Annotated in this window: 31 protein-coding genes and 1 riboswitch; of the genes, 17 read left to right on the top strand and 14 right to left on the bottom strand. The window is 54.5% G+C overall.

Annotated features, from left to right (window positions below; all coding sequences use genetic code 11):
- Position 1: 1 nt before the first annotated feature.
- On the top strand, positions 2-1867 hold the full coding sequence (locus ACLHV9_RS08940) for a UvrD-helicase domain-containing protein (protein WP_108090248.1): 1866 nt from the start codon (positions 2-4) through the stop codon (positions 1865-1867).
- A gap of 283 nt (positions 1868-2150) precedes the next feature.
- Positions 2151-3271 (top strand): IS3-like element ISSen4 family transposase gene (locus ACLHV9_RS08935; protein ID WP_087451024.1). Its coding sequence is split into 2 segments (ribosomal slippage): positions 2151-2409 and positions 2409-3271, totalling 1122 coding nucleotides; the frame shifts between segments, so codons are not numbered across the junction.
- Between the two features lie 252 nt (positions 3272-3523).
- On the opposite strand, the gene ACLHV9_RS08930 is transcribed toward ACLHV9_RS08935, so the two are convergent.
- Positions 3524-4408 (bottom strand): restriction endonuclease, encoded by an 885-nt coding sequence (locus ACLHV9_RS08930; RefSeq protein ID WP_108090249.1) that lies wholly within the window; start codon positions 4406-4408, stop codon positions 3524-3526.
- A 372-nt stretch (positions 4409-4780) separates the two neighbouring features.
- Between ACLHV9_RS08930 and ACLHV9_RS08925 the strand changes: the two genes are divergently transcribed.
- From ACLHV9_RS08925 to rutG, 8 genes are all read left to right on the top strand, one after another.
- Positions 4781-5245, top strand: a complete 465-nt coding sequence (locus ACLHV9_RS08925; RefSeq protein WP_108090250.1) for a SymE family type I addiction module toxin — start codon at positions 4781-4783, stop codon at positions 5243-5245.
- Positions 5246-5531: 286 nt separating this feature from the next.
- Positions 5532-6623 (top strand): pyrimidine utilization protein A, encoded by a 1092-nt coding sequence (gene rutA, locus ACLHV9_RS08920; RefSeq protein ID WP_028019113.1) that lies wholly within the window; start codon positions 5532-5534, stop codon positions 6621-6623.
- Entirely contained in the window at positions 6623-7312 is a 690-nt protein-coding gene (gene rutB / locus ACLHV9_RS08915; RefSeq protein ID WP_108090252.1) for a pyrimidine utilization protein B, read from the top strand. Before rutA ends, rutB begins: the two co-directional genes overlap by 1 nt.
- Before the next feature lie 11 nt (positions 7313-7323).
- Positions 7324-7710, top strand: coding sequence for a pyrimidine utilization protein C (gene rutC / locus ACLHV9_RS08910; protein ID WP_028019115.1), 387 nt, complete (start codon positions 7324-7326; stop codon positions 7708-7710).
- Between the two features lie 7 nt (positions 7711-7717).
- Complete coding sequence (gene rutD / locus ACLHV9_RS08905; RefSeq protein ID WP_108090253.1) at positions 7718-8518, top strand: pyrimidine utilization protein D; 801 nt, start codon at positions 7718-7720, stop codon at positions 8516-8518.
- A 9-nt stretch (positions 8519-8527) separates the two neighbouring features.
- On the top strand, positions 8528-9118 hold the full coding sequence (locus ACLHV9_RS08900; protein WP_108090254.1) for a malonic semialdehyde reductase: 591 nt from the start codon (positions 8528-8530) through the stop codon (positions 9116-9118).
- A gap of 9 nt (positions 9119-9127) precedes the next feature.
- Positions 9128-9622 carry an NADH-dependent FMN reductase RutF gene (gene rutF / locus ACLHV9_RS08895; RefSeq protein ID WP_108090255.1) on the top strand — a complete coding sequence of 165 codons (495 nt, stop codon included), beginning with the start codon at positions 9128-9130 and terminating at the stop codon, positions 9620-9622.
- 21 nt (positions 9623-9643) lie between these two features.
- Complete coding sequence (gene rutG / locus ACLHV9_RS08890) at positions 9644-10972, top strand: pyrimidine utilization transport protein G (RefSeq protein ID WP_108090256.1); 1329 nt, start codon at positions 9644-9646, stop codon at positions 10970-10972.
- 73 nt (positions 10973-11045) lie between these two features.
- Here rutG and ACLHV9_RS08885 read toward each other — a convergent pair whose 3' ends face one another.
- The 4 genes from ACLHV9_RS08885 to ACLHV9_RS08870 form a co-directional block, all read right to left on the bottom strand.
- Positions 11046-11567: a GNAT family N-acetyltransferase gene (locus ACLHV9_RS08885; RefSeq protein ID WP_108090257.1), complete on the bottom strand. Its 522-nt coding sequence runs from the start codon at positions 11565-11567 to the stop codon at positions 11046-11048.
- Between the two features lie 6 nt (positions 11568-11573).
- Positions 11574-11843: a DUF1778 domain-containing protein gene (locus ACLHV9_RS08880; RefSeq protein ID WP_028019121.1), complete on the bottom strand. Its 270-nt coding sequence runs from the start codon at positions 11841-11843 to the stop codon at positions 11574-11576.
- Between the two features lie 61 nt (positions 11844-11904).
- Complete coding sequence (locus tag ACLHV9_RS08875; RefSeq protein ID WP_108090258.1) at positions 11905-12822, bottom strand: DMT family transporter; 918 nt, start codon at positions 12820-12822, stop codon at positions 11905-11907.
- A gap of 116 nt (positions 12823-12938) precedes the next feature.
- Complete coding sequence (locus tag ACLHV9_RS08870) at positions 12939-13109, bottom strand: general stress protein (protein WP_001273664.1); 171 nt, start codon at positions 13107-13109, stop codon at positions 12939-12941.
- 391 nt (positions 13110-13500) lie between these two features.
- On the opposite strand from ACLHV9_RS08870, the gene wrbA reads away from it, so the two are divergent.
- Together wrbA and ACLHV9_RS08860 are read left to right on the top strand one after the other, a co-directional pair.
- Positions 13501-14097, top strand: coding sequence for an NAD(P)H:quinone oxidoreductase (wrbA, locus tag ACLHV9_RS08865; protein ID WP_028019123.1), 597 nt, complete (start codon positions 13501-13503; stop codon positions 14095-14097).
- A gap of 18 nt (positions 14098-14115) precedes the next feature.
- The gene (locus ACLHV9_RS08860) at positions 14116-14343 is read left to right on the top strand and encodes a YccJ family protein (protein WP_028019124.1); all 228 of its coding nucleotides are present in this window, start codon (positions 14116-14118) and stop codon (positions 14341-14343) included.
- Positions 14344-14375: 32 nt separating this feature from the next.
- Here the strand turns inward: ACLHV9_RS08860 and agp are convergent, their stop codons facing one another.
- The gene (gene agp / locus ACLHV9_RS08855; RefSeq protein WP_108090261.1) at positions 14376-15617 is read right to left on the bottom strand and encodes a bifunctional glucose-1-phosphatase/inositol phosphatase; all 1242 of its coding nucleotides are present in this window, start codon (positions 15615-15617) and stop codon (positions 14376-14378) included.
- A gap of 151 nt (positions 15618-15768) precedes the next feature.
- Between agp and ACLHV9_RS08850 the strand changes: the two genes are divergently transcribed.
- A complete protein-coding gene (locus tag ACLHV9_RS08850) occupies positions 15769-16212 on the top strand; it encodes a winged helix-turn-helix transcriptional regulator (protein WP_108090262.1) in 444 nt (147 codons plus the stop codon).
- 126 nt (positions 16213-16338) lie between these two features.
- Entirely contained in the window at positions 16339-17133 is a 795-nt protein-coding gene (locus ACLHV9_RS08845; RefSeq protein WP_407220379.1) for an SDR family NAD(P)-dependent oxidoreductase, read from the top strand.
- Position 17134: 1 nt separating this feature from the next.
- Here ACLHV9_RS08845 and ACLHV9_RS08840 read toward each other — a convergent pair whose 3' ends face one another.
- Positions 17135-17494 carry a winged helix-turn-helix transcriptional regulator gene (locus ACLHV9_RS08840; RefSeq protein ID WP_028019128.1) on the bottom strand — a complete coding sequence of 120 codons (360 nt, stop codon included), beginning with the start codon at positions 17492-17494 and terminating at the stop codon, positions 17135-17137.
- Between the two features lie 100 nt (positions 17495-17594).
- On the opposite strand from ACLHV9_RS08840, the gene ACLHV9_RS08835 reads away from it, so the two are divergent.
- Positions 17595-18344, top strand: coding sequence for an SDR family oxidoreductase (locus ACLHV9_RS08835; RefSeq protein WP_108090264.1), 750 nt, complete (start codon positions 17595-17597; stop codon positions 18342-18344).
- Position 18345: 1 nt separating this feature from the next.
- On the opposite strand, the gene ACLHV9_RS08830 is transcribed toward ACLHV9_RS08835, so the two are convergent.
- The gene (locus tag ACLHV9_RS08830; protein WP_108090265.1) at positions 18346-18849 is read right to left on the bottom strand and encodes a DedA family protein; all 504 of its coding nucleotides are present in this window, start codon (positions 18847-18849) and stop codon (positions 18346-18348) included.
- Positions 18850-19008: 159 nt separating this feature from the next.
- Positions 19009-19178, top strand: a riboswitch (M-box (ykoK) riboswitch).
- A gap of 60 nt (positions 19179-19238) precedes the next feature.
- On the opposite strand from ACLHV9_RS08830, the gene ACLHV9_RS08825 reads away from it, so the two are divergent.
- Positions 19239-20240: a magnesium transporter gene (locus ACLHV9_RS08825; protein ID WP_028019131.1), complete on the top strand. Its 1002-nt coding sequence runs from the start codon at positions 19239-19241 to the stop codon at positions 20238-20240.
- A gap of 95 nt (positions 20241-20335) precedes the next feature.
- Positions 20336-20887, top strand: a complete 552-nt coding sequence (gene cybB, locus ACLHV9_RS08820) for a cytochrome b561 (RefSeq protein ID WP_049008441.1) — start codon at positions 20336-20338, stop codon at positions 20885-20887.
- Here the strand turns inward: cybB and hpxK are convergent.
- From hpxK to ACLHV9_RS08790, 6 genes are read right to left on the bottom strand one after another with little or no spacing between them, the layout of a single operon-like run.
- Positions 20880-22109, bottom strand: coding sequence for an allantoate amidohydrolase (gene hpxK, locus ACLHV9_RS08815; protein WP_108090267.1), 1230 nt, complete (start codon positions 22107-22109; stop codon positions 20880-20882). The genes cybB and hpxK overlap by 8 nt on opposite strands.
- Positions 22106-23347: a pyridoxal-phosphate-dependent aminotransferase family protein gene (locus tag ACLHV9_RS08810; protein WP_108090268.1), complete on the bottom strand. Its 1242-nt coding sequence runs from the start codon at positions 23345-23347 to the stop codon at positions 22106-22108. The genes hpxK and ACLHV9_RS08810 overlap by 4 nt, the downstream gene beginning before the upstream one ends.
- Positions 23348-23362: 15 nt before the next feature.
- Positions 23363-24100, bottom strand: a complete 738-nt coding sequence (locus ACLHV9_RS08805; protein ID WP_010429436.1) for an amino acid ABC transporter ATP-binding protein — start codon at positions 24098-24100, stop codon at positions 23363-23365.
- Positions 24081-24737, bottom strand: coding sequence for an amino acid ABC transporter permease (locus tag ACLHV9_RS08800; RefSeq protein ID WP_032667002.1), 657 nt, complete (start codon positions 24735-24737; stop codon positions 24081-24083). Before ACLHV9_RS08800 ends, ACLHV9_RS08805 begins: the two co-directional genes overlap by 20 nt.
- Positions 24737-25402 (bottom strand): amino acid ABC transporter permease, encoded by a 666-nt coding sequence (locus tag ACLHV9_RS08795; protein ID WP_028019136.1) that lies wholly within the window; start codon positions 25400-25402, stop codon positions 24737-24739. The genes ACLHV9_RS08800 and ACLHV9_RS08795 overlap by 1 nt, the downstream gene beginning before the upstream one ends.
- Before the next feature lie 4 nt (positions 25403-25406).
- On the bottom strand, positions 25407-26189 hold the full coding sequence (locus tag ACLHV9_RS08790; protein WP_108090269.1) for a transporter substrate-binding domain-containing protein: 783 nt from the start codon (positions 26187-26189) through the stop codon (positions 25407-25409).
- Positions 26190-26364: the final 175 nt, after the last annotated feature.

Genomic DNA, 26364 nt, shown 5'->3' with positions numbered 1-26364 from the left:
TATGGAGATGTCTTCCTCAGTTGACACCATCGTTAATGAGCTTTTCAGTTATATGGACCTGAACAATCCCAGAAGCTTTCTGCTTTTTGCCGGTGCGGGGTCGGGCAAAACCCGCACGTTGGTCAGCGTATTGGAGAGAATGAAACATGAGTATTCTGCTGAACTGTCTAAATCAGGAAAAAGAATAGGTATTATCACGTATACAAATGCAGCCTGTGAAGAAATTCAACGACGGTTATTCTTTGATGCCAACTTCATGGTTTCGACCATACACAGTTTTTGCTGGGATTTAATCAACCCATTTACCGCGGACATCAAATTGTGGATGGAAGGCGATCTCCCAAAAAGTATTGAACAACTCACTCTTGCAATCGCGAAGAGCACAAAACCTGCGGGCCCAACGGCAGAAAAAAACAGGCGAAGTTTAGAGAGTAAAAAGAAACGGCTTGAACACCTCAATTCAATCCAAAAATTCAGCTACTGCCCGTCCACGAGCCGTCCTGAAAGAGGTGCGTTAAATCATCATGATGTTATAAAAGTAACCGCACATCTTCTTCAGACTGAAGCTTTGCTCAGAGAGATCCTCTACAGCAGATATCCGGTGCTCTTAATTGATGAAAGCCAGGACACTGACAAATCTTTGATTGAGTCGCTCATCATGACACAGCAAAAAAATCCTAATCAGTTCTGTCTCGGGCTGTTTGGCGACATGATGCAGCAAATTTTCATGGGGGGAAAATACGACTTGACCACTCAGTTACCACCGGGATGGCAGTCTCCGGAGATAACGATTAATCACCGATCGCCTGAAAGAATAGTCACTCTGATAAACAATATCCGGAAGTACAATGACAAACACATTCAGTATCCGGCTAACGATGCCCAGCCCGGCACCGCGCGACTGTTTGTCGTCGATACAAATACCCCCAAGAACAAGGCTGAGGTTGAACGTCATATTGCCGAACATATGGCTGAGTTCGCGAATGACCCGGAATGGAACAATATAAAGTTAGTCAAAGTGCTCACGCTTGAACACCGTATGGCTGCCACTCGCGGTGAGTTCGCTAATTTTCTTCACCCCCTTCTTGAAGTAGACAGACTGGGAGATGCGGCAATCAAGGGAGAGCGGCTGGAGATTACTTTCCTATCCTCGCAACTGTGGCCATTAATCAACGCGATACGCTGTGATGATGATTTCAGAATTGCCACCATTATGCGTAATCACTCACCTGTATTTTCCGCCTCGCGGCTTGAATATGCTGCCGACCCGCTGGAGCTTTTTCGTGAAGCACAACTTATGATAGACCAGATAAAAGCCCGCCTAGATGGGAAGCTAACGCCTTCTATTCTTGAGGTGTGTCGACTGGTACATGAAGGGGACTTGCTTATCCTCCCTGAAACATTCCTGCTACAACTGGAGTCGCCGCCGCTCGATGATGTATCAACAGAGGAAAATCAGTTCAATAAGGAGTTTGATGCATGGAAACAATCCCTGAACGCATCTTTCCAGGAACTGGAAAATTTTATCAGCTACATATCTTCCACCTCGTCGTACGGTACCCATCAAGGGGTGAAAGGATTGGAGTTTCCTCGCGTCATGGCTATTCTGGATGATGAAGAAGCCCGAGGTTCCACATTCAGTTATGACAGACTGCTTGGCGTTAAGGAACTTACGAAGGATGAAATAAAAAAGGAAGGTACGAGCGAAGATTCCTTGCCTAAAAAATCACGTCGCCTTTTATACGTTATCTGTAGCAGGGCACAAAAAAGCCTTGCCGTTGTCGCGTACACGAAGATGCCAGTATCAGTGAAGGCTAAAGTTATCGCGTCAGGCTGGTTTAGTGAGGAAGAAATCATTAACCTGTAGTCCGTAGCCGCACCAGTTGAATATGCCCCCTGATAGCCACCAATCGAAAAGAGTGACTATCAGGGAAGTCAGGAAATATGTAAAACGGAATTTATTCGCCCCATATTGAACTCTAATTGTCTCACTTAATCCCACAACTGAACTGGTAAAGCACGTGATGTGTAACCATATGCCTGCGCTTTTTTTGCGCCATTAATGGAGTGAGCCCGAGCTGACCTGCTCCCCGTTGATTAGTACACCCCGATGTTAGTAATGTCTTCATAAGCCACATGAGGACATCCCCATGAAGAAGCGTTTTTCCGACGAACAGATCATCAGTATTCTCCGCGAAGCCGAAGCTGGGGTACCCGCCCGTGAACTCTGCCGCAAGCATGCCATTTCCGATGCCACGTTTTACACCTGGCGTAAGAAGTATGGCGGTATGGAGGTGCCTGAAGTTAAGCGCCTGAAGTCGCTTGAGGAAGAGAACGCCAGACTCAAGAAGCTGCTTGCCGAAGCCATGCTGGATAAAGAGGCGCTTCAGGTGGCTCTTGGGCGAAAGTACTGACGACAGACCAGAAGCGGGAAGCCGTGATGTTGATGTGTGATGCGACCGGTCTGTCGCAACGTCGTGCCTGCAGGCTTACAGGTTTATCCCTGTCGACCTGCCGCTATGAGGCTCACCGTCCGGCTGCTGATGCGCATTTATCAGGGCGCATCACTGAGCTGGCACTGGAGCGCAGGCGTTTTGGCTACCGTCGTATTTGGCAGTTGCTGCGCCGTGAAGGGCTTCATGTTAATCATAAGCGCGTGTACCGGCTTTATCACCTCAGTGGCCTGGGCGTAAAACGCAGAAGACGTCGTAAAGGGCTGGCAACAGAACGTCTGCCGCTGCTCCGTCCGGCGGCGCCCAATCTGACCTGGTCGATGGATTTCGTCATGGACGCACTTTCCACCGGTCGCAGGATCAAGTGTCTTACCTGCGTCGATGATTTCACAAAGGAATGCCTGACGGTCACTGTTGCCTTTGGGATTTCAGGCGTTCAGGTCACGCGTATTCTGGACAGCATTGCACTGTTTCGAGGCTATCCGGCGACGATAAGAACTGACCAGGGGCCGGAGTTCACTTGCCGTGCACTGGATCAATGGGCCTTTGAGCATGGTGTTGAGTTGCGCTTAATCCAGCCGGGCAAGCCAACGCAGAACGGATTTATTGAGAGCTTTAACGGACGATTTCGCGATGAATGTTTGAATGAGCACTGGTTCAGCGATATCGTTCATGCCAGGAAAATTATTAATGACTGGCGGCAGGATTATAACGAATGCCGCCCGCACTCCACGCTGAATTATCAGACACCGTCTGAATTTGCAGCGGGCTGGAGAAAGGGTCATTCTGAGAATGAAGATTCCGACGTTACTAACTGAGTGTTGTATCTAATCGTGGGGGCAGGTCAGAGCCTATAGACAAATCAGCCCTATATTTGGAGTGCCTCTGATGCCGAATGAACAAGCTATAGTTGAGCATTGACACAGAGGAAATTGAACAGACTCTTAAAAGATCACTAAGGGTAAATGGGCCACTTTGTGCTGTAAGTTCAACCGATGGATGCAACACACAGTCCGTAGTCGACTTGGCTTTCAGAATATCTTTCGCTATTCTTTGAATATATCGCCCCGTCAATTACCCTTCCGACTTTTTCTGTATTCCTCTGCCAATCTTTGTTGCTCAATCACCATTTCCCTTTCTTTTTCAGGAAGAAAACTATAGTCTAAAAACTTATCAATTCTTTCTTTAGTGCAAATTCTCATAATGTCAGGTGTAAAATATTCGTATACAGGATTGAACTCGCCATTTAACCTCATCATTATTTCAGCATCTAATATCCTACGATCTAACTCATTCAAACTTGAATTCAACCAGTGCATTAACTCATGAAAGCTATTGATAGATTCTTTTTCTCTTCCTATATATCGAGAAACATCTAGTGGATAAATAATCTCTTCATCAATAATCAAGTCGGTAACAATAATAAGAATTACAGCACATGAGAGAACCTCTCTATAATCAAACATTTCATACCTAAGCTCATATTTTATTCTTATTTGTTTCGTGTGCCCCCAGTATCTTGCACTAGTTAAAATAGCTCGATTCAAAAATGATTTCAATATATTGGACTGCACAAGATGACTTGTTTTCGCCTTAAACTCCTCAAATGTATATAAACTTATATTTGTATGCTTCGTTGCTTCAATCGCCCCTGATTGAAAACCTGTTTTTGAAATAATAAAGCCTCTGTCAGCCCCAGTATTTTGAAGCACTGTAAAAAAGGCATGGACAATTTCCTTCGTTACATTACTATTCCAATACTTAGCTTCTACAAACCATTTAAAATCAGTCCCAAGGTATTTTGACTCTACCACAACATCTATATTTGAACTACCTCTTACTCCTTCAACCGTAACGTTTGTCTTAGCATTGGCACCTAGATTTTTAAAATGCTCACAAATCTCCTCTTGAAAACCATACCAATCAGACTCGGTATTTTTGTTAGGGGTAGTCATTTCAAATCCTCTTAATATACAAAGTATAAAAATATTAATTGATTATAATAAAAAAACAATTGATTTTTGAGATGACAACAAAGGAATTACTGCCGACCTGAATGTCCGCTTATCGCTCACTTCGAACCTAAGCCTCAAACCAGCTCTCAACAATCCCCCCCCCACCCTTTCCTCGAGCCGCCTCGCATTTTCACTATTTTCCCCACCATTTTACCCCTGTGTTTTTATCCATAGGGGTATAATTGGCGTACTGAAACCACCCAACACATACAGTGAGTAATACACAGAAAAATAGATAAACAAGATCGCGGTAAAAAGGTGTACCACCACCTTAATACCGCTAACCACAAAGCAACTTATAAGGAGTTGAATATGGCTGCGAAGAATTTTATGCCAGAGCGGGCTGTTGCCCAAACGGAAAATGCAGTATTTGAAAATGGTGAAGAAATTCGCGAGCAGGTACGCAAAAAGAACCCGCGGGACTTGCATGGCGAGCCGACCCATTCCGGGCGTGTTCATGCGCGGGATGAGGTGGGTGCATCATGCGGTGAGCTCTATACGCGCATGGAGCATAACTTTCTGCCGCTGTCCGGTGACTGGTTGTCCCGCGCCGGGTTTGCGTATGGCCGTGCGGTAAAAATCCGCGTGATGCCGGATTGCATTGTGATCACCCCGCAGAATACCCGCGAGCTGTGGGGCTGTTTAGAAGGGTTAAGCGCGGTGCATACCAATAAACAGAAGGTGAAAGCGTGGCTGTCGACGTTCCCGGGGGCGCTGAATGATACGGGCGATCTGCCGGAGCCTAAACGCATGAACGGGCAGTTGAAACCACAATAAGCGCTAACCTGCGATCCCGGCCCGCACCGGGATCGTGCTCCATTCCCCTCCTCGCCCCTGCACCGCCATCGCGCACCGTTGCCTGCTTTGTGTGCATTTCTTTTGACCATTTAGTCCACTTTATTTGCACTCAATTCACCAACCTTGCGTTAACACCATAATAACAAAGCTATTTTAAAAACTGGCATCCCCTTTGCAAAACCCTTTTCACGAGGCTGAACAGGATATGCAGGATGCAGCGCCACGTCTGACTTTCACCCCACACTGAGATGAAGAGAGGTTCGTGATGAAAATTGGCGTATTCGTCCCTATCGGCAACAACGGCTGGCTTATCTCGACCACCGCACCGCAATACATGCCGACCTTTGAGCTGAATAAAGCCATCGTGCAGAAAGCGGAGCACTACCATTTCGATTTTGCGCTTTCGATGATCAAGCTGCGCGGCTTTGGCGGCAAAACCGAATTCTGGGATCACAACCTGGAGTCCTTCACTCTGATGGCCGGGCTGGCCGCGGTAACCTCGCGTATTCAGATCTACGCCACCGCCGCCACCCTCACTCTGCCACCTGCAATTGTGGCGCGTATGGCCTCCACCATCGACTCCATCTCCGGCGGGCGCTTTGGCGTCAATCTGGTGACCGGCTGGCAAAAACCGGAGTATGAACAGATGGGACTCTGGCCGGGTGACGATTACTTCTCTCGTCGCTACGACTACCTCACCGAGTATGTGCAGGTTCTGCGCGATCTGTGGGGCACCGGCAAAAGCGATTTCAAAGGTGACTTCTTCACCATGAATGACTGTCGCGTCAGCCCGCAGCCTTCTGTCCCTATGAAAGTCATTTGCGCCGGACAGAGCGACGCGGGGATGGAATTCTCTGCTAAATACGCTGACTTCAACTTCTGCTTCGGGAAAGGCGTAAACACGCCTGCCGCCTTCGCCCCGACCGCCGCACGGATGAAAGAGGCCGCCGACAAAACCGGGCGCGACGTAGGTTCCTACGTGCTGTTTATGGTGATTGCCGACGAGACCGACGACGCCGCTCGCGCCAGATGGGAGCGTTACAAAGATGGCGCAGACGAGGAGGCGCTAAGCTGGCTCACCGAACAGAGCCAGAAAGATACCCGTTCCGGCTCAGATACCAACGTGCGCCAGATGGCCGACCCGACCTCCGCCGTCAATATCAATATGGGCACGCTGGTTGGCTCGTACGCCAGCGTCGCCAGAATGCTGGATGAAGTGGCCGCAGTGCCTGGCGCTGAAGGCGTCCTGCTGACCTTCGATGATTTCCTCACCGGCGTGGAAACCTTCGGCGAGCGCATCCAGCCGCTGATGCAGTGCCGCGCCCATATTCCCGCTATCACAAAGGAGGTCGCGTAATGACAACACTTGCTGCACGTCCGGAAACCATCACGTTTGATGCACAGCAGAGCGCCCTGATTGTGGTGGATATGCAAAACGCCTACGCCAGTCAGGGCGGCTATCTGGATTTGGCGGGGTTCGACGTTTCCGCTACTAAACCGGTGATTGAGAACATTAAAACTGCCGTAGCCGCCGCCCGCGCCGCCGGGATGCTCATCATCTGGTTTCAGAACGGCTGGGACGATCAATACGTGGAGGCTGGAGGCCCTGGCTCGCCCAACTTCCACAAATCGAACGCCCTGAAAACCATGCGCAAACAACCCGAGTTACAGGGCAAGCTGCTGGCAAAAGGCGGATGGGATTACCAGCTGGTGGATGAACTGGTTCCTGAGCCAGGCGATATCGTGCTGCCCAAACCGCGCTACAGCGGCTTTTTCAACACCCCACTCGACAGCCTGCTGCGCAGCCGGGGTATTCGTCACCTGGTCTTCACCGGTATTGCCACCAACGTCTGTGTGGAATCCACGCTGCGTGACGGCTTTTTCCTTGAGTATTTCGGTGTCGTGCTGGAAGACGCGACGCATCAGGCCGGGCCAGAATTCGCCCAGAAAGCGGCTCTGTTCAATATCGAAACCTTTTTTGGCTGGGTGAGTAATGTGGCTGATTTCTGCGACGCCCTGAATCCCCCACTCGCCCGTATTGCCTGAGGAGACACATGATGCCGAAATCCGTAATCATCCCCGCTGGCACCAGCACGCCGATTGCTCCGTTTGTTCCCGGCACCCTTGCCGATGGCGTGGTGTATGTCTCCGGCACGCTGCCATTTGATAAAGACAATAACGTGGTGTTTATCAACGACCCAAAGGCGCAAACGCGCCACGTGCTGGAGACGATCAAAAATGTGATCGAAACAGCGGGTGGCACCATGGAGGATGTGACCTTCAACAGCATCTTTATCACCGACTGGAAAAACTACGCCGCGATTAACGAAATCTACGCGGAGTTCTTCCCCGGTGATAAACCGGCCCGGTTCTGCATTCAGTGCGGGCTGGTGAAGCCGGAGGCGCTCGTTGAGATTGCGTCCGTTGCACACATCGCGAAGTGAGGCCGCCATGAAACTCTCTGTCTCACAGCCCCCGTATGAGGGGGCGCCCGTGGTGGTGCTGATTGCCGGACTCGGCGGCAGCGGCAGCTACTGGCTGCCCCAGTTGGCCACACTTGAGAAGGAGTATCAGGTGGTGTGCTATGACCAGCGCGGTACGGGCAATAATCCCGCCACCCTGCCGGAAGGTTATAGCCTTGCTGAGATGGCCGACGAGCTGGCGCAGGCGCTGAATGATGCCGGGATCGCGCGCTACTGCGTGGTAGGCCATGCGCTGGGAGCGCTGGTGGGTCTGCAGCTGGCGCTCGATAAACCAGAATCGTTGACTGCGCTGGTGTGCGTCAACGGCTGGCTGACCCTAAACGCCCATACCCGCCGCTGCTTTCAGATCCGCGAGCGTCTGCTGCATGCGGGTGGTGCGCAAGCGTGGGTAGAGGCACAGCCGCTGTTCCTCTACCCGGCTGACTGGATGGCCGCCCGCGCGCCGCGTCTTGAGGCAGAAGACGCCCTGGCGCTGGCCCACTTTCAGGGCAAAGCCAACCTGTTGCGCAGGCTGGACGCACTGAAAAAGGCCGACTTCAGCCGCCACGCCGCACGCATTCGCTGCCCGGTACACATCATCTGTTCCGTTGACGACATGCTGGTGCCCTCGGTGTGTTCCACGGAACTGCAGGTAGCGATCCCACACAGCCACAAGGCGGTGATGCGCCAGGGCGGCCATGCCTGCAATGTCACCGAACCTGACATCTTTAACACCCTGCTGCTGAACGGGCTTGCCAGCCTGCTGCACAGCCCTGAACCCGCTTTATAAGGAGTTTTGATGAGCGAAGCCATTAACCCCACCGCGCTGGAGACGTTATTTACTGGCGCGCGCACTCACAACGGCTGGCAGGACATTCCGGTCAGCGACGAGACGCTGCGCGAGATCTACAACCTGATGAAATGGGGACCCACGTCCGCCAATTGCTCCCCGGCGCGGATTGTGTTTGTAAGAAGTGCAGAGGGAAAAGAGAAGCTGCGCCCGGCCCTCTCCAGCGGCAACCTGGAGAAAACCCTCACCGCCCCGGTTACAGCCATTGTGGCCTGGGACGGGGAATTCTACGAGCGCCTGCCCGAACTGTTCCCGCATGGCGATGCCAGAAGCTGGTTTACCTCAAGCCCGGCACTTGCCGAAGAGACCGCCTTTCGCAACAGCTCAATGCAGGCCGCATACCTTATTTTTGCCTGTCGTGCCCTGGGGATGGATACCGGCCCAATGTCCGGCTTTGACCGACAAAAAGTCGATGAGGCCTTTTTCACCGGCACAACGCTTAAAAGCAATCTGCTGATCAACATTGGCTATGGTGATACGAACAAACTTTACGGACGCCTGCCGCGTCTGGACTTCGACGATGCCTGCGGGCTGGCGTAAGGAGCGATGATGACAGTACCGGATAAACAAACCTTTCGCGACGCCATGGCCTGCGTCGGGGCAGCAGTCAATATCATCACCACCGACGGCCCGGCAGGGATGGCAGGCTTCACCGCCAGCGCCGTGTGCAGCGTCACGGATTCACCGCCCACTTTGCTGGTGTGCCTGAACCGTGGCGCATCGGTCTGGCCGACCTTTAGCGCAAACCGCACGCTTTGCGTGAATACCCTGAGCGCCGGGCAAGAGCCGCTATCCAACCTGTTTGGTGGTAAAACCCCCATGGACGAACGTTTTGCCGCCGCCCGCTGGCAGACGGGCGACACGGGTTGTCCGCGTCTGGAAGCGGCGCTGGCCTCGTTTGACTGCCGTATCAGCCAGGTGGTCAGCGTGGGTACCCACGACATCCTGTTTTGCGACATTGTTTCGATTATTCGCCACCCCGCGCCGCAAGGGCTGGTGTGGTTCGACCGCGGCTACCACGCGCTTATGCGACCCGCCTGTTAACCCTCCTTAAGGAGACAGCTCATGGCAATGTTCGGATTTCCCCACTGGCAGTTGAAATCGACCTCCACAGAACCTGGCGTGGTCGCGCCGGATGAAAGGCTCCCTCTCGGGCAAACCCTGGTGATGGGCATCCAGCACGCGGTCGCGATGTTTGGCGCCACGGTGCTGATGCCGATGCTAATGGGGCTTGACCCCAATCTCTCCATTTTGATGTCAGGTATCGGTACGCTGTTGTTCTTTTTTGTCACCGGCGGGCGCGTCCCCAGCTATCTGGGCTCCAGCGCCGCTTTTGTGGGGGTGGTCATCGCCACCACCGGGTTTAACGGCCAGGGGATCAACCCTAACCTGAGCGTGGCCCTCGGCGGCATCATCGCCTGCGGTCTGGTCTACACCCTGATCGGTCTGGTGGTGATGAAGATCGGAACACGCTGGATCGAACGCATGATGCCGCCCGTCGTGACCGGGGCGGTGGTGATGGCGATTGGTCTGAACCTCGCGCCAATTGCGGTCAGAAGTGTTTCCGGCTCGCCGTTTGAAAGCTGGATGGCGGTGATCACCGTGCTCTGTATCGGTCTGGTGGCGGTGTTCACCCGGGGGATGATCCAGCGGCTGCTGATTCTGGTCGGGCTGATTGTCGCCTGCCTGGTCTATGCCCTGCTGGCGAACGTTTTTAGCCTTGGCAAACCGGTCGATTTTACCCTGCTTCATCAGGCTGCCTGGTTCGGCATGCCGCAGATCACCTCTCCCACCTTTAACACCCAGGCGATGATGCTCATCGCGCCCGTGGCGGTGATCCTGGTGGCAGAGAACTTAGGCCACCTGAAAGCAGTGGCGGGGATGACCGGGCGCAGTATGGACCCGTATATGGGCCGCGCATTTGTCGGTGACGGGCTGGCGACTATGCTCTCCGGCTCGGTGGGCGGCAGTGGCGTGACCACCTATGCCGAGAATATCGGCGTGATGGCGGTGACTAAAGTCTATTCGACACTGGTCTTTGTGGCGGCAGCGGTGATGGCCATGCTGCTCGGTTTCTCGCCGAAATTCGGGGCTTTGATCCACACCATTCCGTCGCCGGTGATTGGCGGGGCATCCATTGTGGTGTTTGGGCTTATCGCTGTGGCCGGCGCGCGTATCTGGGTACAGCATCGCGTCGATCTCAGCCAGAACAGCAACTTGATTATGGTGGCGGTCACGCTGGTACTGGGCGCGGGCGATTTTGCCCTGACGCTGGGCGGGTTTACGATTGGCGGAATAGGTACGGCGACCTTCGGGGCGATTATGCTTAACGCCCTGCTGAGCCGCCGGAAAGCAGCCGCACCGCAGGGCGAGGTCGTGCATCAGGAGTCGTGAAACCTGTATGTCGGGTAATGGCTACGCCTTACCCGACCTGCATGTTCAGTAAGAACAACAGGATGTAGCGTAATCACTCTTGCTCAAACAATCGTTCAATAGATTTTGTAGGGAAGAACAGAGAATTACTGTTATCCCCTTGCAGGGGGATAAAACCTTGCTTCAGATAGAACCTTTTTGCCTGCTCATTAAGCGCATCAACAAAAAGGCCATGCACACCCACAGCCTGTGAAGCCAGGTAAACAACCCGCATAGCATGCGTAACGAGTGTTGTCCCCCACTCATTTCCCTGTAGTGTTTTATGAACAGCTAAACGTCCCAGAGTCACACTGGGTACGTTGGTATAGGGGATCCTGCGCTGCTGCGTCTTAGAAGGGAGCATCGCTTTTTCAAAGCAACTTCCAGACAACGTGTAGTAGCCCAGCACGTGTGGATGGTCACGATCTTTTAGCAGATAGCCGCGCAGAATGCGCCCATTGTGCTGGCGCACCAGATGCTCTCTCAGGAAGGCATTTAGCGAGGGCTCACCACAATCGAAATCCTCGAAAGCGTATTCGGTTCCCTCTGAAAACATTTCGATCGTGAGATTTTCCACGACGCTTCACTCCATGTTTTTTAGACGCTTTGCGGCTCGCTTCAGGCGTTCATTCGGCTCGGGTGGATTGTCGATGGCATCCATTACGGCATTCCACGATGCTTCGTTTAATACGAGACGTCGATGCTGATCGATGACTTCTGCAGCACGTTCCGAAGCACTGTTCACCATAAACTGGGTGATCGTTTGATTCGTCATCGCCGCCGCTTCTTCAATCATTGTTTTGTCTTCGTCGGTTAAGCGAAGATCGATACGCTGTTTTTTAAGTGCTGGCATGATTTACTTTTCTATGTACGGTATTTGTCCGTACATATCCTGGAGAAATCTGTGCATTTTTTCAATCAAAACCTTTTTCAACCGTCAAATCACTCACCTCTTTTTGGCGCTTGCGGAGCTTTAGCTCACTCACCAACACCCCAACGACGATAAACGCCGCACCAACCAGCGCCAGCAGCGGTAAACGTTCTCCAGCGAGACGCCCGAAAATCCCGGCCCAGACGGGTTCTCCTGTGTAGATCACCGTCGCCCGCGTCGGGGATACGCTGCGCTGCGCCCAGTTCATAGTGACCTGAATAATGGCGCTAAAGATGCCCAACCCCAGCGCGACCACAATCAACCCGGTGGACATCGGCGGCACAGACTCCCCTGCCGGAACCATCGCCGCAAACGCCACTAGCGATGCCGTAGCGAGCTGCACCACCGTCACGCGCTTAACGTCAACCTTGCCCGCCCAGGCGCTGATCAGAATAATTTCCGCCGCAATGGCAATGGCTCCCACCAGGGTGATGATCTCCCCCGGCCCCAGTGCCAGCAGGTTGTTTTCCGGCCCGGCAAGTAAAATCAGACCAATAAACGCCAGTACGATACCAATACAGGACATCAATCCCGGTAGTCGCCCAAGACACAGCCACTGCAGTAACGGCACCAGCGGTACATACATGGCGGTGATAAACGCCGATTTACTGCTGGATATCGTCTGTAACCCCCACGTTTGCAGGCTGTAGCCCATCGCAATTGCCACCCCGATTGCGATGCCCGCCTTAAGCTCTTTAAGCGTCAGTCCACGCAGCGTTTTAAGCGATATCAGCCCCACGGCAATCGCTGCCGTCGCAAAGCGCAGACCAACAAAAAAGAACGGATCGCTGAGGGTCACCGCGTACTGGACGGCCAGAAAGGTCCCGCCCCAAAACATGGTGATAAGAATGAGGATGGCTTCCTGCGGTTTAACGGAGAATTTGAAGCGTGAGACAGACATGCGGCACCAGAAATTAAACTCAATTCTGTAGTGTGCGTTGCCTTTGGTTACAGTTCAATGTTGCAGAAATAAAAAAACCGCCGGGAAACCCGGCGGCAGGGGTCAAGCCCGGCGTATTACTTGTTACTGCCATGGCTGTTTTTACCCCCTTTTTTGCCAGCCTCTGATGCGCGCTGAGGGTCATTTTTGAAGTTACCCCCGCTGGACTGGCCACCTTTACGACCTGCTTCTGATGCTCTTTCACGGTCTTCAGCGAAATTACCTGAACCACCACGATGGTTTGCCATCTCTAACCTCCAGGATGTGAAACATTAGACATCATATTGCATTCAGTAAAAGAGGATTCTTTCACCTCGCGACACCAGGTGAGTACCTTTATCTGTGTCACGTGAGACTAAGCTTAGTGGAGTGAGGCGATCAGGCAAGTCACAGGTAATATCCTGCAACATGATCTCAGCCTTTCGTATGAGATTGCGTAACGGCCATTAATAAGCCTTTCTTATCGTTTCAAAAATCGACCGCCAAAAAGTTGTTTCATTTTGCTACAAAGCGTTTTCTCATCCATTTTGTTATAAATCAAAGAAATGCCGTTCATTTTTGCAGTATGGCTGTGATGGCATATCTTTAAATGAACGCAGCGATCCGCTGCCAGAAAAAACAAACGAGGAGTGATGCAAAATGGCAAAAGTTCTGGTGCTCTATTATTCCATGTATGGACACATCGAAACCATGGCTCACGCGGTAGCAGAAGGTGCAAACAGGGTGGATGGCGTTGAGGTTGTGGTGAAGCGCGTACCGGAAACCATGCAGGCAGAAGCCTTCGCGAAGGCCGGGGGGAAAACGCAAAATGCCCCGGTCGCCACGCCTCAGGAGCTGGCAGATTACGATGCCATTATCTTCGGGACACCCACCCGCTTTGGCAATATGTCCGGCCAGATGCGCACCTTCCTCGATCAAACCGGCGGGTTATGGGCCTCAGGCGCATTGTACGGCAAGCTTGCCAGCGTCTTCAGCTCCACCGGAACCGGTGGCGGCCAGGAACAAACCATCACCTCAACCTGGACGACCCTTGCTCATCACGGAATGGTGATCGTGCCGATTGGCTACGGCGCACAGGAGTTATTTGATGTTTCTCAGGTACGTGGCGGGACACCTTACGGTGCAACCACCATTGCCGGTGGCGATGGCTCCCGACAGCCGAGCAATGAAGAGCTCACTATCGCCCGCTATCAGGGTGAATATGTCGCAGGTCTCGCCAAAAAACTGAACGGCTAACCCAACAGGAGGACAAGTATGCCTACTCAAGAATCAAAAGCCCACCGCGTGGGTGAATGGGCAAGTTTACGCAATACCTCTCCGGAGATTGCCGAAGCCATTTTTGAAGTCGCAAAATATGACGAGAAGCTGGCAGAGCAGATTTGGGAAGAAGGCAGCGATGAAGTGCTAATGCGCGCCTTTGAAAAGACGGACAAAGATGCGCTCTTCTGGGGTGAGCAAACCATCGAACGTAAAAACGTCTGAAACAATCCCCCCGCCAGGGCGGGGGGTATCTTCTATTTCGCCGCGTTGTTGATTACCGCATTGAATTTATCGACCGGACAGAAACCGTTGGCATCAACCGGACATCCCTTCAGTTCCAGCGTCACGCGCTGCGCCGGAGACTGCAGCGACAGCACGCTGGCGTTTCGCAGCTGCTCCGAGCTCTGATAGACATACTCAATTTTCATCAGCTCCTGATTGGCATTTTTGTCATGCCAGCGCTGGAAGACAATCTTGCCGCCAATCGGGGTACGTTCCTGCTGGTCGTGCAGTTGATACGGTTTGAAATCCAGCGCGGTGAGCAGCGAAGCAATGTTCGAATCATGCCCCACCAGCACGGTGATTTTTGGCGCTTTGGCCTGATCGGTCACCAGGGCTTTGTCGATATATTTCACCAGCGGTTTCGCCACGTTTTGCGCCACTTCGGTGGAGGTAAACAGCGAATCCTGATAGCCGTTCTTCAGCTTCGACAACACGCGCCACTGCTGGTCGGTTTTGATTTCTCCCCAGGCCACCTTATCGGCCGGGAAACCTTCGTAATACTGCAGCGTAAACGCATCGACCAGCGAGTTCCCCACTTTCAACGGTCCGGATACGCCGGGCTCTTTTTCATAGTCTGCGCTGAAGGTATCTTTCGCGTCCGCCAGCGAGCATATTTTCTTCTCTTTGCAGGACGGCGAATCAGCATAATTGGTCATCTGCTCCAGCAGCTTATAGCTTTCTCCGAGCTGCATTTTCTGCCGTTCCGCTTCCATCGCCTTCAGCGCTTTTTCGCGGAACTCAGGCGAGTTATCGGTAATCACCGGATTAAAGGTCGGATCCATGGTGCCCATTTTTTCCTGGTGATACACAGGGATATCGCATCCAGGGAAGGCCCCCGTGATGAAGAACTGCGCGGTGGCAACGGTACGTTGCAGGCTGTTGGCATAGGCGTAGACGCTATCCGCTGGCGGACATTCTCCCGTCTTCACCATCCCCTGCTCAGCCAGCCATTCCCGCATGTAATGGCCCATGTAGACTTCAAGCACGCCACCTTTGGTGGTGAGCTGACCGCCTGGTACCTCCCATTCCGGCCACTGCTTCGGCGTCGATTGTTCCAGTACGCTGCCGTTATTGGCGAGCGGCGCGCGTAGGTTATGACGACTCATAATTAAAACTTGCTCCAGCTGATACCCTTCCGGCGTCTCTTGCGCCTGCACGCCAAATGTCGCTGAAATGGAACCGGCGATTGCCAGCGCGAGTAGTGCTTTTCTCATCCCTAATTCCTCACTCGTTTTAAATGTCGCGTTTAGTGTGACAGATTCGTGACACTTTTCCGGGAAGCATTTCTCAAACTGATGAATAACAGACTTACCCGGTAGACAGATTAGTTTTATAATAAAACCATACCCCGCCGGAGAATTGACTGTGAAACGTACCCGTCTTGAAGAGAGCACCTGCCCTGTAGCCCGTTCGCTGGATATCATCGGCGACTGGTGGTCATTGCTGATTGTTCGCGACGCGTTGCGGGGTATCACGCGCTTCGGTGAGTTCCAGAAAAGCCTCGGTATTGCGAAAAACATGCTGACCACGCGTCTGAAACTGCTGGTCGACGAAGGTATCCTCACGCTCCAGCCGGCATCTGACGGCAGCGCCTGGCAGGAGTATGTCCTGACCGATAAAGGGCGCGCCCTGCAGACGGTACTGGTTGCTCTGTCGCAGTGGGGCAATGAATTTTTGTTTGCTGAAAACGAATTCGGCACCGTGCTGGTCGATACCGAACAGCGTAAACCTCTGCGTAAACTGGCACTTATCGCCGACGATGGCCGCGAACTGACACCTGAAGAGATCGTGCCAAAACTTCCTTCCTGACCCGCCTCGCCAGGCAAAAACAAAAAATCGCCAGCAAAATGGTTGCATTATAAAACCAAATAGCAGAGAGTAAATTAAGTTTCATATTGAAACCAAATAACCCACTTTGCTCAGAGGTAACACACGATGACTACGCAACTCACTACCGCCCTGATTACTGGCGCCTCTTCCGGAATTGGCGCTGTTTATGCCGATCGTCTTGCTGCACGTGGTACCAATCTGGTGCTGGTCGCCCGACGTGAAGCACGTCTGCAAACGCTGGCCGCGGATCTTCGCAAGCGCTATGGCGTATCTGTCGATATTCTGGTCGCCGATCTTACCGAGGAAACCGGGATCCGCGCCGTGGAAGAGGAATTGCGCAGCAATACCGCTATCGACACGCTGATTAACAACGCAGGCACGGCGCAGATGGCGCCCTTCCTCTCGGGCGATGTGGCGCAGCATCAGGCGATTAATACCCTTAACACCACGGCATTGATGCGTTTGACGTATGCGATCCTGCCGCGTCTGGCGCAAAACAATCGCGGTACGCTGATCAATATCGCCTCGGTATTGTCCCTGCATGTGCGGGCGGGTAGCGCGCTGTACAGTGCCACCAAGGCGTGGGGGCTTAGCTTTACCCGCGGACTACAGGAAGAGTTTGCCGACAGCAATGTGCGTATTCAGGCTGTTTTACCTGCCGCCACGGCTACAGAGATCTGGAGTCATTCTGGCGTGACGGTTAACGATCTGCCGGAAGGCTCGGTGATGACGACCGACGATATGGTCGACGCATCGCTGGCGGGTCTGGCTCAGGGTGAGCTGATCACCATTCCACCGATGCATGACGTCAGCCTGTGGGAACGCTACGAAGTCGCACGTCTTGAGCTGTTTAACAGCGCGCGCACCGGTATTCCTGCACCGCGCTATGTCAAACAGTAGTCTATCGTTTGAGCTGGTCGCCGTATTCACGCATCCAGGCGGCCAGCGGCGAGAGCGCGCCCTGTAGGGTTAACCCCAGTTCAGTTATCTGATACTCCACACGCGGCGGGATCTCCGGGTAAATCGTGCGCGACACCAGCCCGCGCTGCTCGAACAAACGCAATTGTTTCGTTAGCTCTTTTTGCGTAATGGGAGCGGCGGCGCGCAGCAGATCGCCAAAGCGAACCGGTGTATTCAACACAATCAGGCGATAGAGGATCGGGATCGCCCATTTACCCGAAATCAGGTTCACAAACTGGGTCATCGGACACAGATAAACGTCAGATTTTTTTTCGCCGGGAACATCGAGTAATTCCGCCATCGCACACCTCTTGCCTCATTAGTATCCAAACGGTACCTGGTTTCCTTTCGATACTAACGTTTCTATAGTGCTTTCTCCAGAGTCATTTCAGGAGAAGAACATGGGTCGTTTAGCAGGTAAATATACGCTGATTACCGGCGGAACCAGCGGCATAGGCCTTGCCACCGCGCAGGAGTTTATCGCCGAAGGGGCGCACGTGGCCGTCACCGGACGTCATCCGGAAACCCTTGCCGAAGCGCAACGCATTCTGGGCGACAAAGCCTGGGTGCTCCCCTCTGACGCGGGAGATATCACCGCACAAAAAGCGCTGACGGAGACGCTCGCCTCCCGCTGGCCGCGGCTGGATGCCGTCTTTATCAACGCCGGAGACGTGACGCACGGTCTGCTGGAAGAGTGGCAGGAAGATGCCTGGGATCGTCTGATGCGCATCAACCTGAAAGGGCCGTTTTTTTTGATTCAGGCCCTGCTACCGCTGCTCAATAATCCTTCCTCGGTGATCCTCTGTGGGTCCGTGAGCGCACGTATCGGTCTGCCCACCAGCAGCGTTTATGCGGCAAGCAAGGCGGGCTTACTGTCGCTGGCCCGAACGCTATCAGCAGAGCTGCTGTCGCGCGGCATTCGCGTCAACGGTTTAAGCCCGGGTCCGGTAGAAACCCCGGCGCTCAACAAGCTGGGGTTAAGCGACGAAGCGCAGAAAGCCTTACAGGGGGATATTGCAAACCTGGTCCCGCTGGGAAGAATGGGGACGCCGAAAGAGCTGGCGAAAGCCGCACTCTATCTGGCCTCTGACGAATCGAGCTATACGGTAGGTACGGAACTGCTGGTCGACGGCGGAACAGGAAACCTGTAGTTCAAAAGGCGCTGATGCCGGTAACAATGCCGACGTACAGCGCCGCCCATACGGCCGCAGAGAACAGACTGACAACGTAAACCTTCGCCACGTTAAGCCTGAGCATACCCGCTGCCAGCGGCACGATATAGCGCAACACCGCCAGAAAACGCGCAGTGAACAGCACCAGCACGCCGTTTTTCTGTAGCTGATGTTGCACCTCTAAAAATTTGCCGGCATGTTTTGCGGTGAAGCGTGCCACCCACCGCGTGTTCCCCATCAACTGACCGATATGGTAATTCAGCACCGAACCCACCGTTGCGCCCATCACCACGGCCAGCCATGCCAGCGCAGGATGCATGCTAGCCTGGCTGACGGTAATGCCCGCCAATAGCATCACCGAGGCAGGCGGCAGCACGGAAGAGATCAGCACCGTCGATTTACTCAGTGCCATGATAAACAACACCGCAAAAAGGTGTGCCGGATAAAGCGCAAAATGATTCAGCAGATTGTCGAGCCATGTCATTTTCCCCTCCTCCATTTTTCTTTTCACTCTCCATTTAAAATGAACAACCTTAAATAAACCTTCAACATTCCATTAATAAGATTCTCCTAAACCATTCTTAAACATTATTTAAAATCCTGAGCGGTAAAATAAAATAAGCGTATTATTTCTTTCGTTTTACAACGATCTCGTTATGGCGAGGCTCCTGTACAAATACACGTTATCGCTCTGGTGGGTTCGAGAGAACCGGCACAGGGTAAAACAGGCACTGTCGAATCAAGGCTTTGTCAGTATAACTTCCCTCGCGGGATACGGTGTACAGTGCTGAAACCAGGACGTGGGGATCTCCTCTTCGACATGCCCTGTCTTGCTCGCCCCTGAGAGATTTTATTATTCAAAGGGAATTCACTATGTCTTACGCTATTCACAACCAAAACCTGGCATTCAATGACAGCGCCATCGCGCAATATATGAATACCGATTTTATTGTCCTCGATATTTCATTATGCGTGGCGCTGGCACGCGAGCAATTCTTTGAGAAATTAAAAGATGATGATATTCCGTCACATATTTTTATTGAAGATAATGGTCGCCTGGCGGGCATGATTGCGGTGCGCAAATTATTGCAGACCACCGATACGGTACAACCGGTGAGAGCGCTGATGATCTCGCAGTTTCTGCAGGTCAAACCGGAGGATGAACGCGCCGATGTCGCAGGCCTGCTGGCACACGGTGGTGCGGATGTCGTGCCCGTGGTCACCCATGGAAAGCTGGTTGGCTGCCTCACCGAGCGCGAAATTGCGCATCTGCTGGAAGATGACGTCACCGAAGATGCTCAGCTTCAGGGGGCAACGCTGCCGCTGGAGAAACCCTATCTGGAAACCAGCGCCTTCAGTCTGTGGAAGAAACGCTCCGTCTGGTTGCTGCTGTTGTTTGTCGCAGAAGCTTACACCAGCTCGGTGATCCAGCATTTTGAAGAGGCGCTGGAATCCGCCATCGCACTGGCGTTCTTTATCCCGCTGCTGATTGGTACCGGTGGTAACAGCGGAACGCAGATCACCTCCACGCTGGTGCGCGCCATGGCGCTGGGGGAAGTGCATCTGCGTGATGTTGGCCGCGTGCTGCGTAAAGAGATGAGCACCTCGCTGATGATAGCCGCCACGCTCGGCCTGGCCGGGTGTATTCGTGCCTGGATGATGGGTATTGGGATGGAAATCACGCTCATCGTCAGTTTGACCCTGGTCTGCATTACGCTGTGGAGTGCGATTGTCTCGTCCGTCATTCCGATGGTGCTTAAGCGCTGTGGCATTGATCCGGCCGTCGTCTCCGCGCCGTTTATCGCCACGCTGATCGACGGTACCGGGCTGATTATCTATTTCAAGATCGCGCAATATACGCTGGGGCTGGAGTAATTTAACGCGCCTTGTCGTCCAGGCTAAGACCGTTAATGTCTGCTTAAGTTATTTCTTCTATAACTCACCTTATAACCCTGTAAGGTGAGTTAAAAATGAAAAACAGCTACGCACGAAGCCAGATAATAATTCACTGGCTGGTCCTACTGGTGATTATCGTCGCCTATGCCACCATGAACCTGAAAGGGTTCGCACCGAAGGGAACACCCGCGCGAACCACTATGGGGCTGATCCACTACACGGCAGGGCTAAGCGTTCTGCTGCTGATGATCCTCAGAGTGGTGCTGAAGCTGCGAAACAGCGATCCGGATATTGTTCCTGCCCCGCCACGCTGGCAGGAGATTGCCTCAAAATCCCTTCACGGATTGATCTACCTGATGTTCATTTCACTTCCTCTGCTGGGCATGGCCTCTCTTTACTTCGGTCAGATTGAGTGGTCGTTTTTCGGGATCGCACTGCCCGTCGCGGCCACACCAGACGTGAACCTGCAACACGGGCTGAAAGAGGTCCATGAGATCATCGCCAATGCCGGTTATTACCTGATTGGTCTGCACGCTGCCGCTGCGCTGTTTCACCATTACGTCATGCATGACAACACCCTGGAAAGGATGCTGCCCGCATTACGAACCCGGAAAAACACTAAATAGACGCCAGCGATGTGACCGCGAGCCCAAACGCCTCAATCGCCAGCGCGACATCTTCAGCCATCACCGACTCCGCCGGATGGTGGCTGATGCCCCCCTTGCAACGCACGAACAGCATCCCGACCGGCCAGCGCTCCGCCAGGGCGATAGTGTCATGCCCGGCACCGCTGGGCAGGGATAACGAGCGCCCTTGTACCGACTCAACGGCCTCCCCCAGCAGACGCTGCAAACGCGTATCGCACGGCGTGGCGGCGATGCGGTAAAACTCTTCGGCAGCAAAATGCATCCCGCGTCGGGCCGCTATCGACTGCGCCTGCAACAGCAGTTCACCGAGCAGCGCATCAAGCGGCGCATCCTGCGGGCCACGAATATCCAGCGAAAGCGCAACCTCGCCGGGGATCACGTTCACCGCACCGGGAAAACAGCGCAGCTCACCGACCGTCGCGACCAGATTACCGCCGTGTTGCAGAGTGGCGTTTTCAACCTGCATCATCCATTCAGCGGCCGCCGCCAGTGCGTCTTTGCGATGATTCATGGGTACGGTCCCGGCATGGCCGGCTTCACCGATGAAGCGACAATTGAGGCGGCGTGCGCCGTTAATGGCTTCCACCACCCCCAGCGCCAGACCTTCCTGCTCCAGACACGGCCCCTGTTCGATATGCAACTCGAGACATGCGCTGAAATCGTCCTGATGTCGCGCCGCCATTGCCACGCGTGAAGGATCGAGTCCTGCCTGCACCATCGCCTGCGCCACGCTGATGCCACCGGCATCGCACGTCTCCAGCCAGCCCTGCGGCCAGGTTCCCGTCAGACCACGGCTACCTAATAGCGTGATGCCAAAGCGGGTGCCTTCTTCGTCGCCAAAGCCAACAATCTCGATAGCCTGCGCCAGGCGAATCCCCTGCTGATGCAGACTGTCCACCACTTCGATGGCGGTGAGCACCCCAAGCATGCCGTCGTAGCGCCCGGCATTGCGCACGGTGTCCAGGTGCGAACCCAGCAACACCGCCCGGGCGCCCTCTCGCTCGCCTTCGTAACGTCCGCAAATATTACCCACGCTGTCCTGCCAGACGGTCATCCCCGCCTGGCTCATCCACAGCCCAACCAGCTGGTTGGCCTGTAAATGCTGCGCGGAGAGATACACCCGTGTCAGCGCATCCGGGCTTTCGCTGATGGCGGCCAGCGCGTCGGCGCGCGCCATCACCCGTTCTGCCGCCGGGCTCATTCTGGGGTCTCACTGCGATAGTGGTCCCACGCGGCCTGCATCGCCGCGCCCTGCGTAGTGGTAAATTTCAGGTAATTGAGTACCGACTCCAGCGCACTCAGGGTGGTCATCACGCAGTCTTTACGCGCGTTGTAGCCCATAGTGCCAATGCGCCACACTTTGCCGTGCAGCGGGCCAAATGACGTACCGATTTCAATCCCGAAATCCTCCAGCATCAGCTTGCGCACCCGATCGCCATTCACGCCCTGAGGGATCACCACCCCCAGCACGTTGTTCATCTTGTGCTGCAGGTCGCCGAAGGTTTCCAGCCCCATCGCCTGAATGCCTTTCAGCAGCGCATCGCCGTGCAGCTTGTGGCGAGCGATGCCGTTATCCAGCCCTTCCTGCAGGATCAGACGCGCACATTCGCGGGCGCCGAACAGCGCGGTGGTCGCTTCGGTGTGGTGGTTGAGACGCTCTGGCCCCCAGTAGTCCATCACCATACCGAGATCGAAGTAGTTGGAGTAGATCATCTCCTCGTCGCCGTCGCGGTGGGCGTCGGTACGAATGCCCTCCTCAACGCACTTGCGGCGGCGGATCGCCTCCTCCATTCGCGCGCTAAGGGTGATCGGCGATGTGCCCGACGGACCGCCGAGGCACTTCTGCATCCCTGCCGAGACCGCGTCCAGCCCCCAGGCGTCAGTCTCCAGCGCGTTACCGCCGAGCGATGCGGTGGCATCGGTATAAAACAGCACGTCGTAACGGCGGCAGATGGCACCCAGCTCCGCGAGCGGCTGCAGCATGGTGGTGGATGTATCGCCCTGCACGGTCAGCAGCAGGCGCGGGCGAATGCGTTTGATGGCATCTTCAACCTGGTCTGGGGTGAACACCTCGCCCCAGGGGACTTCGATGGTGTGCACCTCCGCGCGGCAGCGGCGGGCAATTTCGCACAGCAGATGACCGAAGCGGCCAAAGACCGGTACCAGCACTTTGTCCCCTGGACGAATGGCTGACACCAGAATCGCTTCTATCCCCGCGCGGGATGTGCCGTCCACCAGCATCGTCCAGCGGTTTTCGGTGCGGAATACACCGCGATAGAGCGCCATCACCTCGTTCATGTAGTGGGTCATGGCCGGATCGTACTGGCCGATCAGCTGGCTCGACATGGCGCGCAGCACGCGCGGGTCGGCGTTGATCGGGCCCGGCCCCATCAGCAGGCGCTGCGGCGGGTTGATTTGCGGAAATTGAGCGATGTCCATCTTTGTGTCCTTAGGTTAATTGAGGCCGCGCACGGAAGAGATGAACTGTTTCAGTTCTGTGGTCTGCGGGTTAGCAAACAGCGTTTTGCTGTCGCCCTGCTCCCAGACTTTCCCCTGGTGCATAAACACCACGCGGTCGCCCACTTCGCGGGCAAAATTCATTTCATGGGTAACAAGTATCAGCGTCATCCCTTCGGCCGCCAGTTGCTCCAGCACCTTGAGCACTTCGCCCACCAGCTCCGGGTCGAGCGCGGAGGTGATCTCGTCACAGAGTAAAACTTTAGGCGACATCGCCAGGGCGCGGGCAATCGCCACGCGCTGCTGCTGGCCCCCGGAGAGGCTCGACGGGTAGTAATCCAGACGGTCACCCAACCCGACTTTCTCCAGCATGCGCTGCGCCAGCTCCCGACACTCGGCGGCGCTTTTCTTCAGCACCCGACGCGGAGCGAGCATCACGTTTTCCAGCGCCGTCATGTGCGGGAACAGGTTGAAGCTCTGGAACACCATACCGACCGAGCGGCTGATTTCACGCGCCTGGGAATCCCGGTCGGTAATGGTCATGCCGCCGAGTTTGATGCTGCCGTCCTGATACCCTTCCAGACCGTTGATGCAGCGCAGCAACGTGCTTTTCCCCGACCCGCTGCGTCCGATAATCGAAATGACCTGGCCCATGTCGATATCCAGATCGACCCCCTTGAGCACGTGGTTTTCGCCGTAGTACTTCTGCACCTGATTAATGGTGATGAGAGGCATTGAATTTCGTCTCCAGATAGCGGCTGTAGCGGGACAGCGGATAACACAGAATAAAGTAGCCCAGCGCCACCAGCGCAAAGACCTTAAACGGCTGGTACGTGACGTTAGTCAGCATCGTCCCGGCCTTGGTCAGCTCGATAAAGCCGATAATCGACGCCAGCGCAGTACCTTTGATCACCTGCACGGCAAAACCGACCGTTGGGGCGATGCCGATACGTAGCGCCTGCGGGGCGACCACGCGAAACAGCGTCTGGCCAAACGTCAGCCCGAGACAGCGCGACGCTTCCCACTGTCCTTTTGGCAGGGCACGAATACTGCCAAACCAGATATCGAGCAAAAACGCGCTGGTGTAGAACGTCAGCGCCAGCGAGGCGGCGGTCCACGGCGAAACGTCGATGCCGAACAGCGCCACGCCAAAGAAGGCCAGGAATAGCTGCATTAGCAGCGGCGTGCCCTGAAACAGCTCGATATAGCCGCGGATGATGCGCCTGACCGTGCGTCCACCCGTGAGGCGCAGCAGCAGGAGCGGCAGCGTCACCACCGCCCCGCCGACAAACGCCACCAGCGACAGCAGCACCGTCCAGCGCCCGGCCAGCAGCAGGTTGCGAATAATGTCCCAGTCGGTAAAGGTGGTCATCATGCCTGCACCCCCAGCCATTTCCGTCCTGCCGCCATCATCAGCTGGCGCAGGGTAATCGACAGCGCTAAGTAAATGCCGGTTGTCACCAGGTAAACCTCAAAGCTCAAAAACGTTCGGGACTGGATGAGGTTGGCGGCGAAGGTCAGCTCTTCATACGAGACCTGCGACACCACCGACGAGCCGAGCATTACGATAATGCACTGGCTCACCAGCGCCGGGTAAATGCGCTGCAGCGAAGGCGGCAACACCACGCGAATAAAGGTCTGCAGGCGGGTGAGCCCCAGCACGCGTCCGGCCTCCCACTGCCCTTTCGGCGTGACCTGAATACCCGCCCGGATAATCTCGGTGCTGTACGCCCCCAGATTCACCACCATCGCCAGCAGTGCCGCTTCCCCGGCTGTCATTTTCAGCCCCAGATTAGGCAGGCCGAAAACGATAAAAAACAGCTGTACCACAAACGGCGTGTTACGAATAATCTCCACGTAACCGCCCCAGATCCGGCTGAACCACGTCGCCCGCCCGCTGCGAATGGCCGCCCCAAAAATACCGATTGCCAGGCCGCCAAAAGTTGCCATAACGGTCAGTTGAATGGTGACCCACAACCCCGCCAGCAACTCCGGCCAGTGTGGCCAGAGTTCGGAGAAATGAAGTTGCTCTGTCATCGGCTCAGACGCCAAGGTTTGCCGGCAGTGGAGCTTTCAGCCATTGCTCAGACAGGCCGTTCAGCGTGCCGTCTTTGATGCCTTGCTCAATCAACGCATCCACTTTTGCTTTCAGCGCCGGTTCATTCTTTTTCAGCCCAATAAAGCACGGTGAGTCCTTCAGCATAAAGCTCGGTACCGGGGCTTTAGCCGCGTTCTGGCGGGAAATGGCCGCCACCACCAGGTTGCCGGTGGCCACATACTGCACCTGCCCGGAAAGGTAGGCAGACAGCGTGGTGTTGTTGTCTTCATAGCGTTTCACGTCAGCGTCTTTCGGTGCCAGGCTGGTAAGCACCATGTCCTCCACCGCCCCGCGCGTCACGCCGATGGTTTTTCCGCTCAGCGCGGCGGCATCTTTCAGCTCTGCCCCTTTCGGGCCAAACACGCCGAGGAAGAACGGTGCGTAGGCGCGGCTAAAATCGATCACCTTCTCGCGCTCCGGGTTTTTACCGAGGCTTGAAATGACCAGATCCACCTTATTGGTTTGCAGGTACGGCACGCGGTTGGCGCTGGTCACGGGTACCAGCTGTAGCTTGAGCTTCATCTGTTTAGCCAGATAACGCGCCATGTCGATGTCATACCCCTGCGGCTGCAGATCGGTCCCCACCGAGCCAAACGGCGGGAAATCCTGCGGAACGGCGATGCGAATGGTGCCGCGTTTCTCAATATCCTGAAGCTGGTCCGCCTTTGCGGGCAGTTGTGTGAAGAGACATACGGCCCCGGTCAGTGCAATCAACAGTTTTTTCATGGTGCTTCCCCGTAACGTTAACATGAAACAAAAGATTCTTTGAATGTGATTTTGCAACTAATGTGCCAGATAAGGCGAAGCGGGAAATATTCTTGTAAAGCCTGATAAAACGCAGGCGGGTCGAAAAAACGCGTGTTTTCCCGACCCGCCTGATGCACCATTTAGATGCAAAGCA

Source organism: Enterobacter sp. CPE_E890, assembly GCF_046521475.1.
Taxonomy (GTDB): Bacteria; Pseudomonadota; Gammaproteobacteria; order Enterobacterales; family Enterobacteriaceae; genus Enterobacter; species Enterobacter adelaidei.
This window is presented reverse-complemented; position numbering and strand designations above follow the sequence as displayed.

What these genes read in the sequence shown, in the direction of transcription:
- hpxK (WP_108090267.1), bottom strand. Translation starts at nt 22,109, where the DNA reads ATGAGCCCGGCGGCAGAACGGGTGATGGCGCGCGCCGACGCGCTGGCC.
- ACLHV9_RS08870 (WP_001273664.1), bottom strand. Translation starts at nt 13,109, where the DNA reads ATGGCAAACCATCGTGGTGGTTCAGGTAATTTCGCTGAAGACCGTGAA.
- ACLHV9_RS08840 (WP_028019128.1), bottom strand. Translation starts at nt 17,494, where the DNA reads ATGGCGGAATTACTCGATGTTCCCGGCGAAAAAAAATCTGACGTTTAT.
- ACLHV9_RS08940 (WP_108090248.1), top strand. Translation starts at nt 2, where the DNA reads ATGGAGATGTCTTCCTCAGTTGACACCATCGTTAATGAGCTTTTCAGT.
- wrbA (WP_028019123.1), top strand. Translation starts at nt 13,501, where the DNA reads ATGGCAAAAGTTCTGGTGCTCTATTATTCCATGTATGGACACATCGAA.
- rutB (WP_108090252.1), top strand. Translation starts at nt 6,623, where the DNA reads ATGACAACACTTGCTGCACGTCCGGAAACCATCACGTTTGATGCACAG.
- ACLHV9_RS08795 (WP_028019136.1), bottom strand. Translation starts at nt 25,402, where the DNA reads ATGACAGAGCAACTTCATTTCTCCGAACTCTGGCCACACTGGCCGGAG.
- ACLHV9_RS08930 (WP_108090249.1), bottom strand. Translation starts at nt 4,408, where the DNA reads ATGACTACCCCTAACAAAAATACCGAGTCTGATTGGTATGGTTTTCAA.
- ACLHV9_RS08825 (WP_028019131.1), top strand. Translation starts at nt 19,239, where the DNA reads ATGTCTTACGCTATTCACAACCAAAACCTGGCATTCAATGACAGCGCC.
- cybB (WP_049008441.1), top strand. Translation starts at nt 20,336, where the DNA reads ATGAAAAACAGCTACGCACGAAGCCAGATAATAATTCACTGGCTGGTC.
- ACLHV9_RS08875 (WP_108090258.1), bottom strand. Translation starts at nt 12,822, where the DNA reads ATGTCTGTCTCACGCTTCAAATTCTCCGTTAAACCGCAGGAAGCCATC.
- ACLHV9_RS08925 (WP_108090250.1), top strand. Translation starts at nt 4,781, where the DNA reads ATGGCTGCGAAGAATTTTATGCCAGAGCGGGCTGTTGCCCAAACGGAA.
- ACLHV9_RS08790 (WP_108090269.1), bottom strand. Translation starts at nt 26,189, where the DNA reads ATGAAAAAACTGTTGATTGCACTGACCGGGGCCGTATGTCTCTTCACA.
- ACLHV9_RS08845 (WP_407220379.1), top strand. Translation starts at nt 16,339, where the DNA reads ATGACTACGCAACTCACTACCGCCCTGATTACTGGCGCCTCTTCCGGA.
- rutC (WP_028019115.1), top strand. Translation starts at nt 7,324, where the DNA reads ATGCCGAAATCCGTAATCATCCCCGCTGGCACCAGCACGCCGATTGCT.
- ACLHV9_RS08800 (WP_032667002.1), bottom strand. Translation starts at nt 24,737, where the DNA reads ATGACCACCTTTACCGACTGGGACATTATTCGCAACCTGCTGCTGGCC.
- rutA (WP_028019113.1), top strand. Translation starts at nt 5,532, where the DNA reads ATGAAAATTGGCGTATTCGTCCCTATCGGCAACAACGGCTGGCTTATC.
- ACLHV9_RS08830 (WP_108090265.1), bottom strand. Translation starts at nt 18,849, where the DNA reads ATGACATGGCTCGACAATCTGCTGAATCATTTTGCGCTTTATCCGGCA.
- ACLHV9_RS08880 (WP_028019121.1), bottom strand. Translation starts at nt 11,843, where the DNA reads ATGCCAGCACTTAAAAAACAGCGTATCGATCTTCGCTTAACCGACGAA.
- rutF (WP_108090255.1), top strand. Translation starts at nt 9,128, where the DNA reads ATGACAGTACCGGATAAACAAACCTTTCGCGACGCCATGGCCTGCGTC.
- ACLHV9_RS08810 (WP_108090268.1), bottom strand. Translation starts at nt 23,347, where the DNA reads ATGGACATCGCTCAATTTCCGCAAATCAACCCGCCGCAGCGCCTGCTG.
- ACLHV9_RS08860 (WP_028019124.1), top strand. Translation starts at nt 14,116, where the DNA reads ATGCCTACTCAAGAATCAAAAGCCCACCGCGTGGGTGAATGGGCAAGT.
- rutD (WP_108090253.1), top strand. Translation starts at nt 7,718, where the DNA reads ATGAAACTCTCTGTCTCACAGCCCCCGTATGAGGGGGCGCCCGTGGTG.
- rutG (WP_108090256.1), top strand. Translation starts at nt 9,644, where the DNA reads ATGGCAATGTTCGGATTTCCCCACTGGCAGTTGAAATCGACCTCCACA.
- agp (WP_108090261.1), bottom strand. Translation starts at nt 15,617, where the DNA reads ATGAGAAAAGCACTACTCGCGCTGGCAATCGCCGGTTCCATTTCAGCG.
- ACLHV9_RS08835 (WP_108090264.1), top strand. Translation starts at nt 17,595, where the DNA reads ATGGGTCGTTTAGCAGGTAAATATACGCTGATTACCGGCGGAACCAGC.
- ACLHV9_RS08805 (WP_010429436.1), bottom strand. Translation starts at nt 24,100, where the DNA reads ATGCCTCTCATCACCATTAATCAGGTGCAGAAGTACTACGGCGAAAAC.
- ACLHV9_RS08900 (WP_108090254.1), top strand. Translation starts at nt 8,528, where the DNA reads ATGAGCGAAGCCATTAACCCCACCGCGCTGGAGACGTTATTTACTGGC.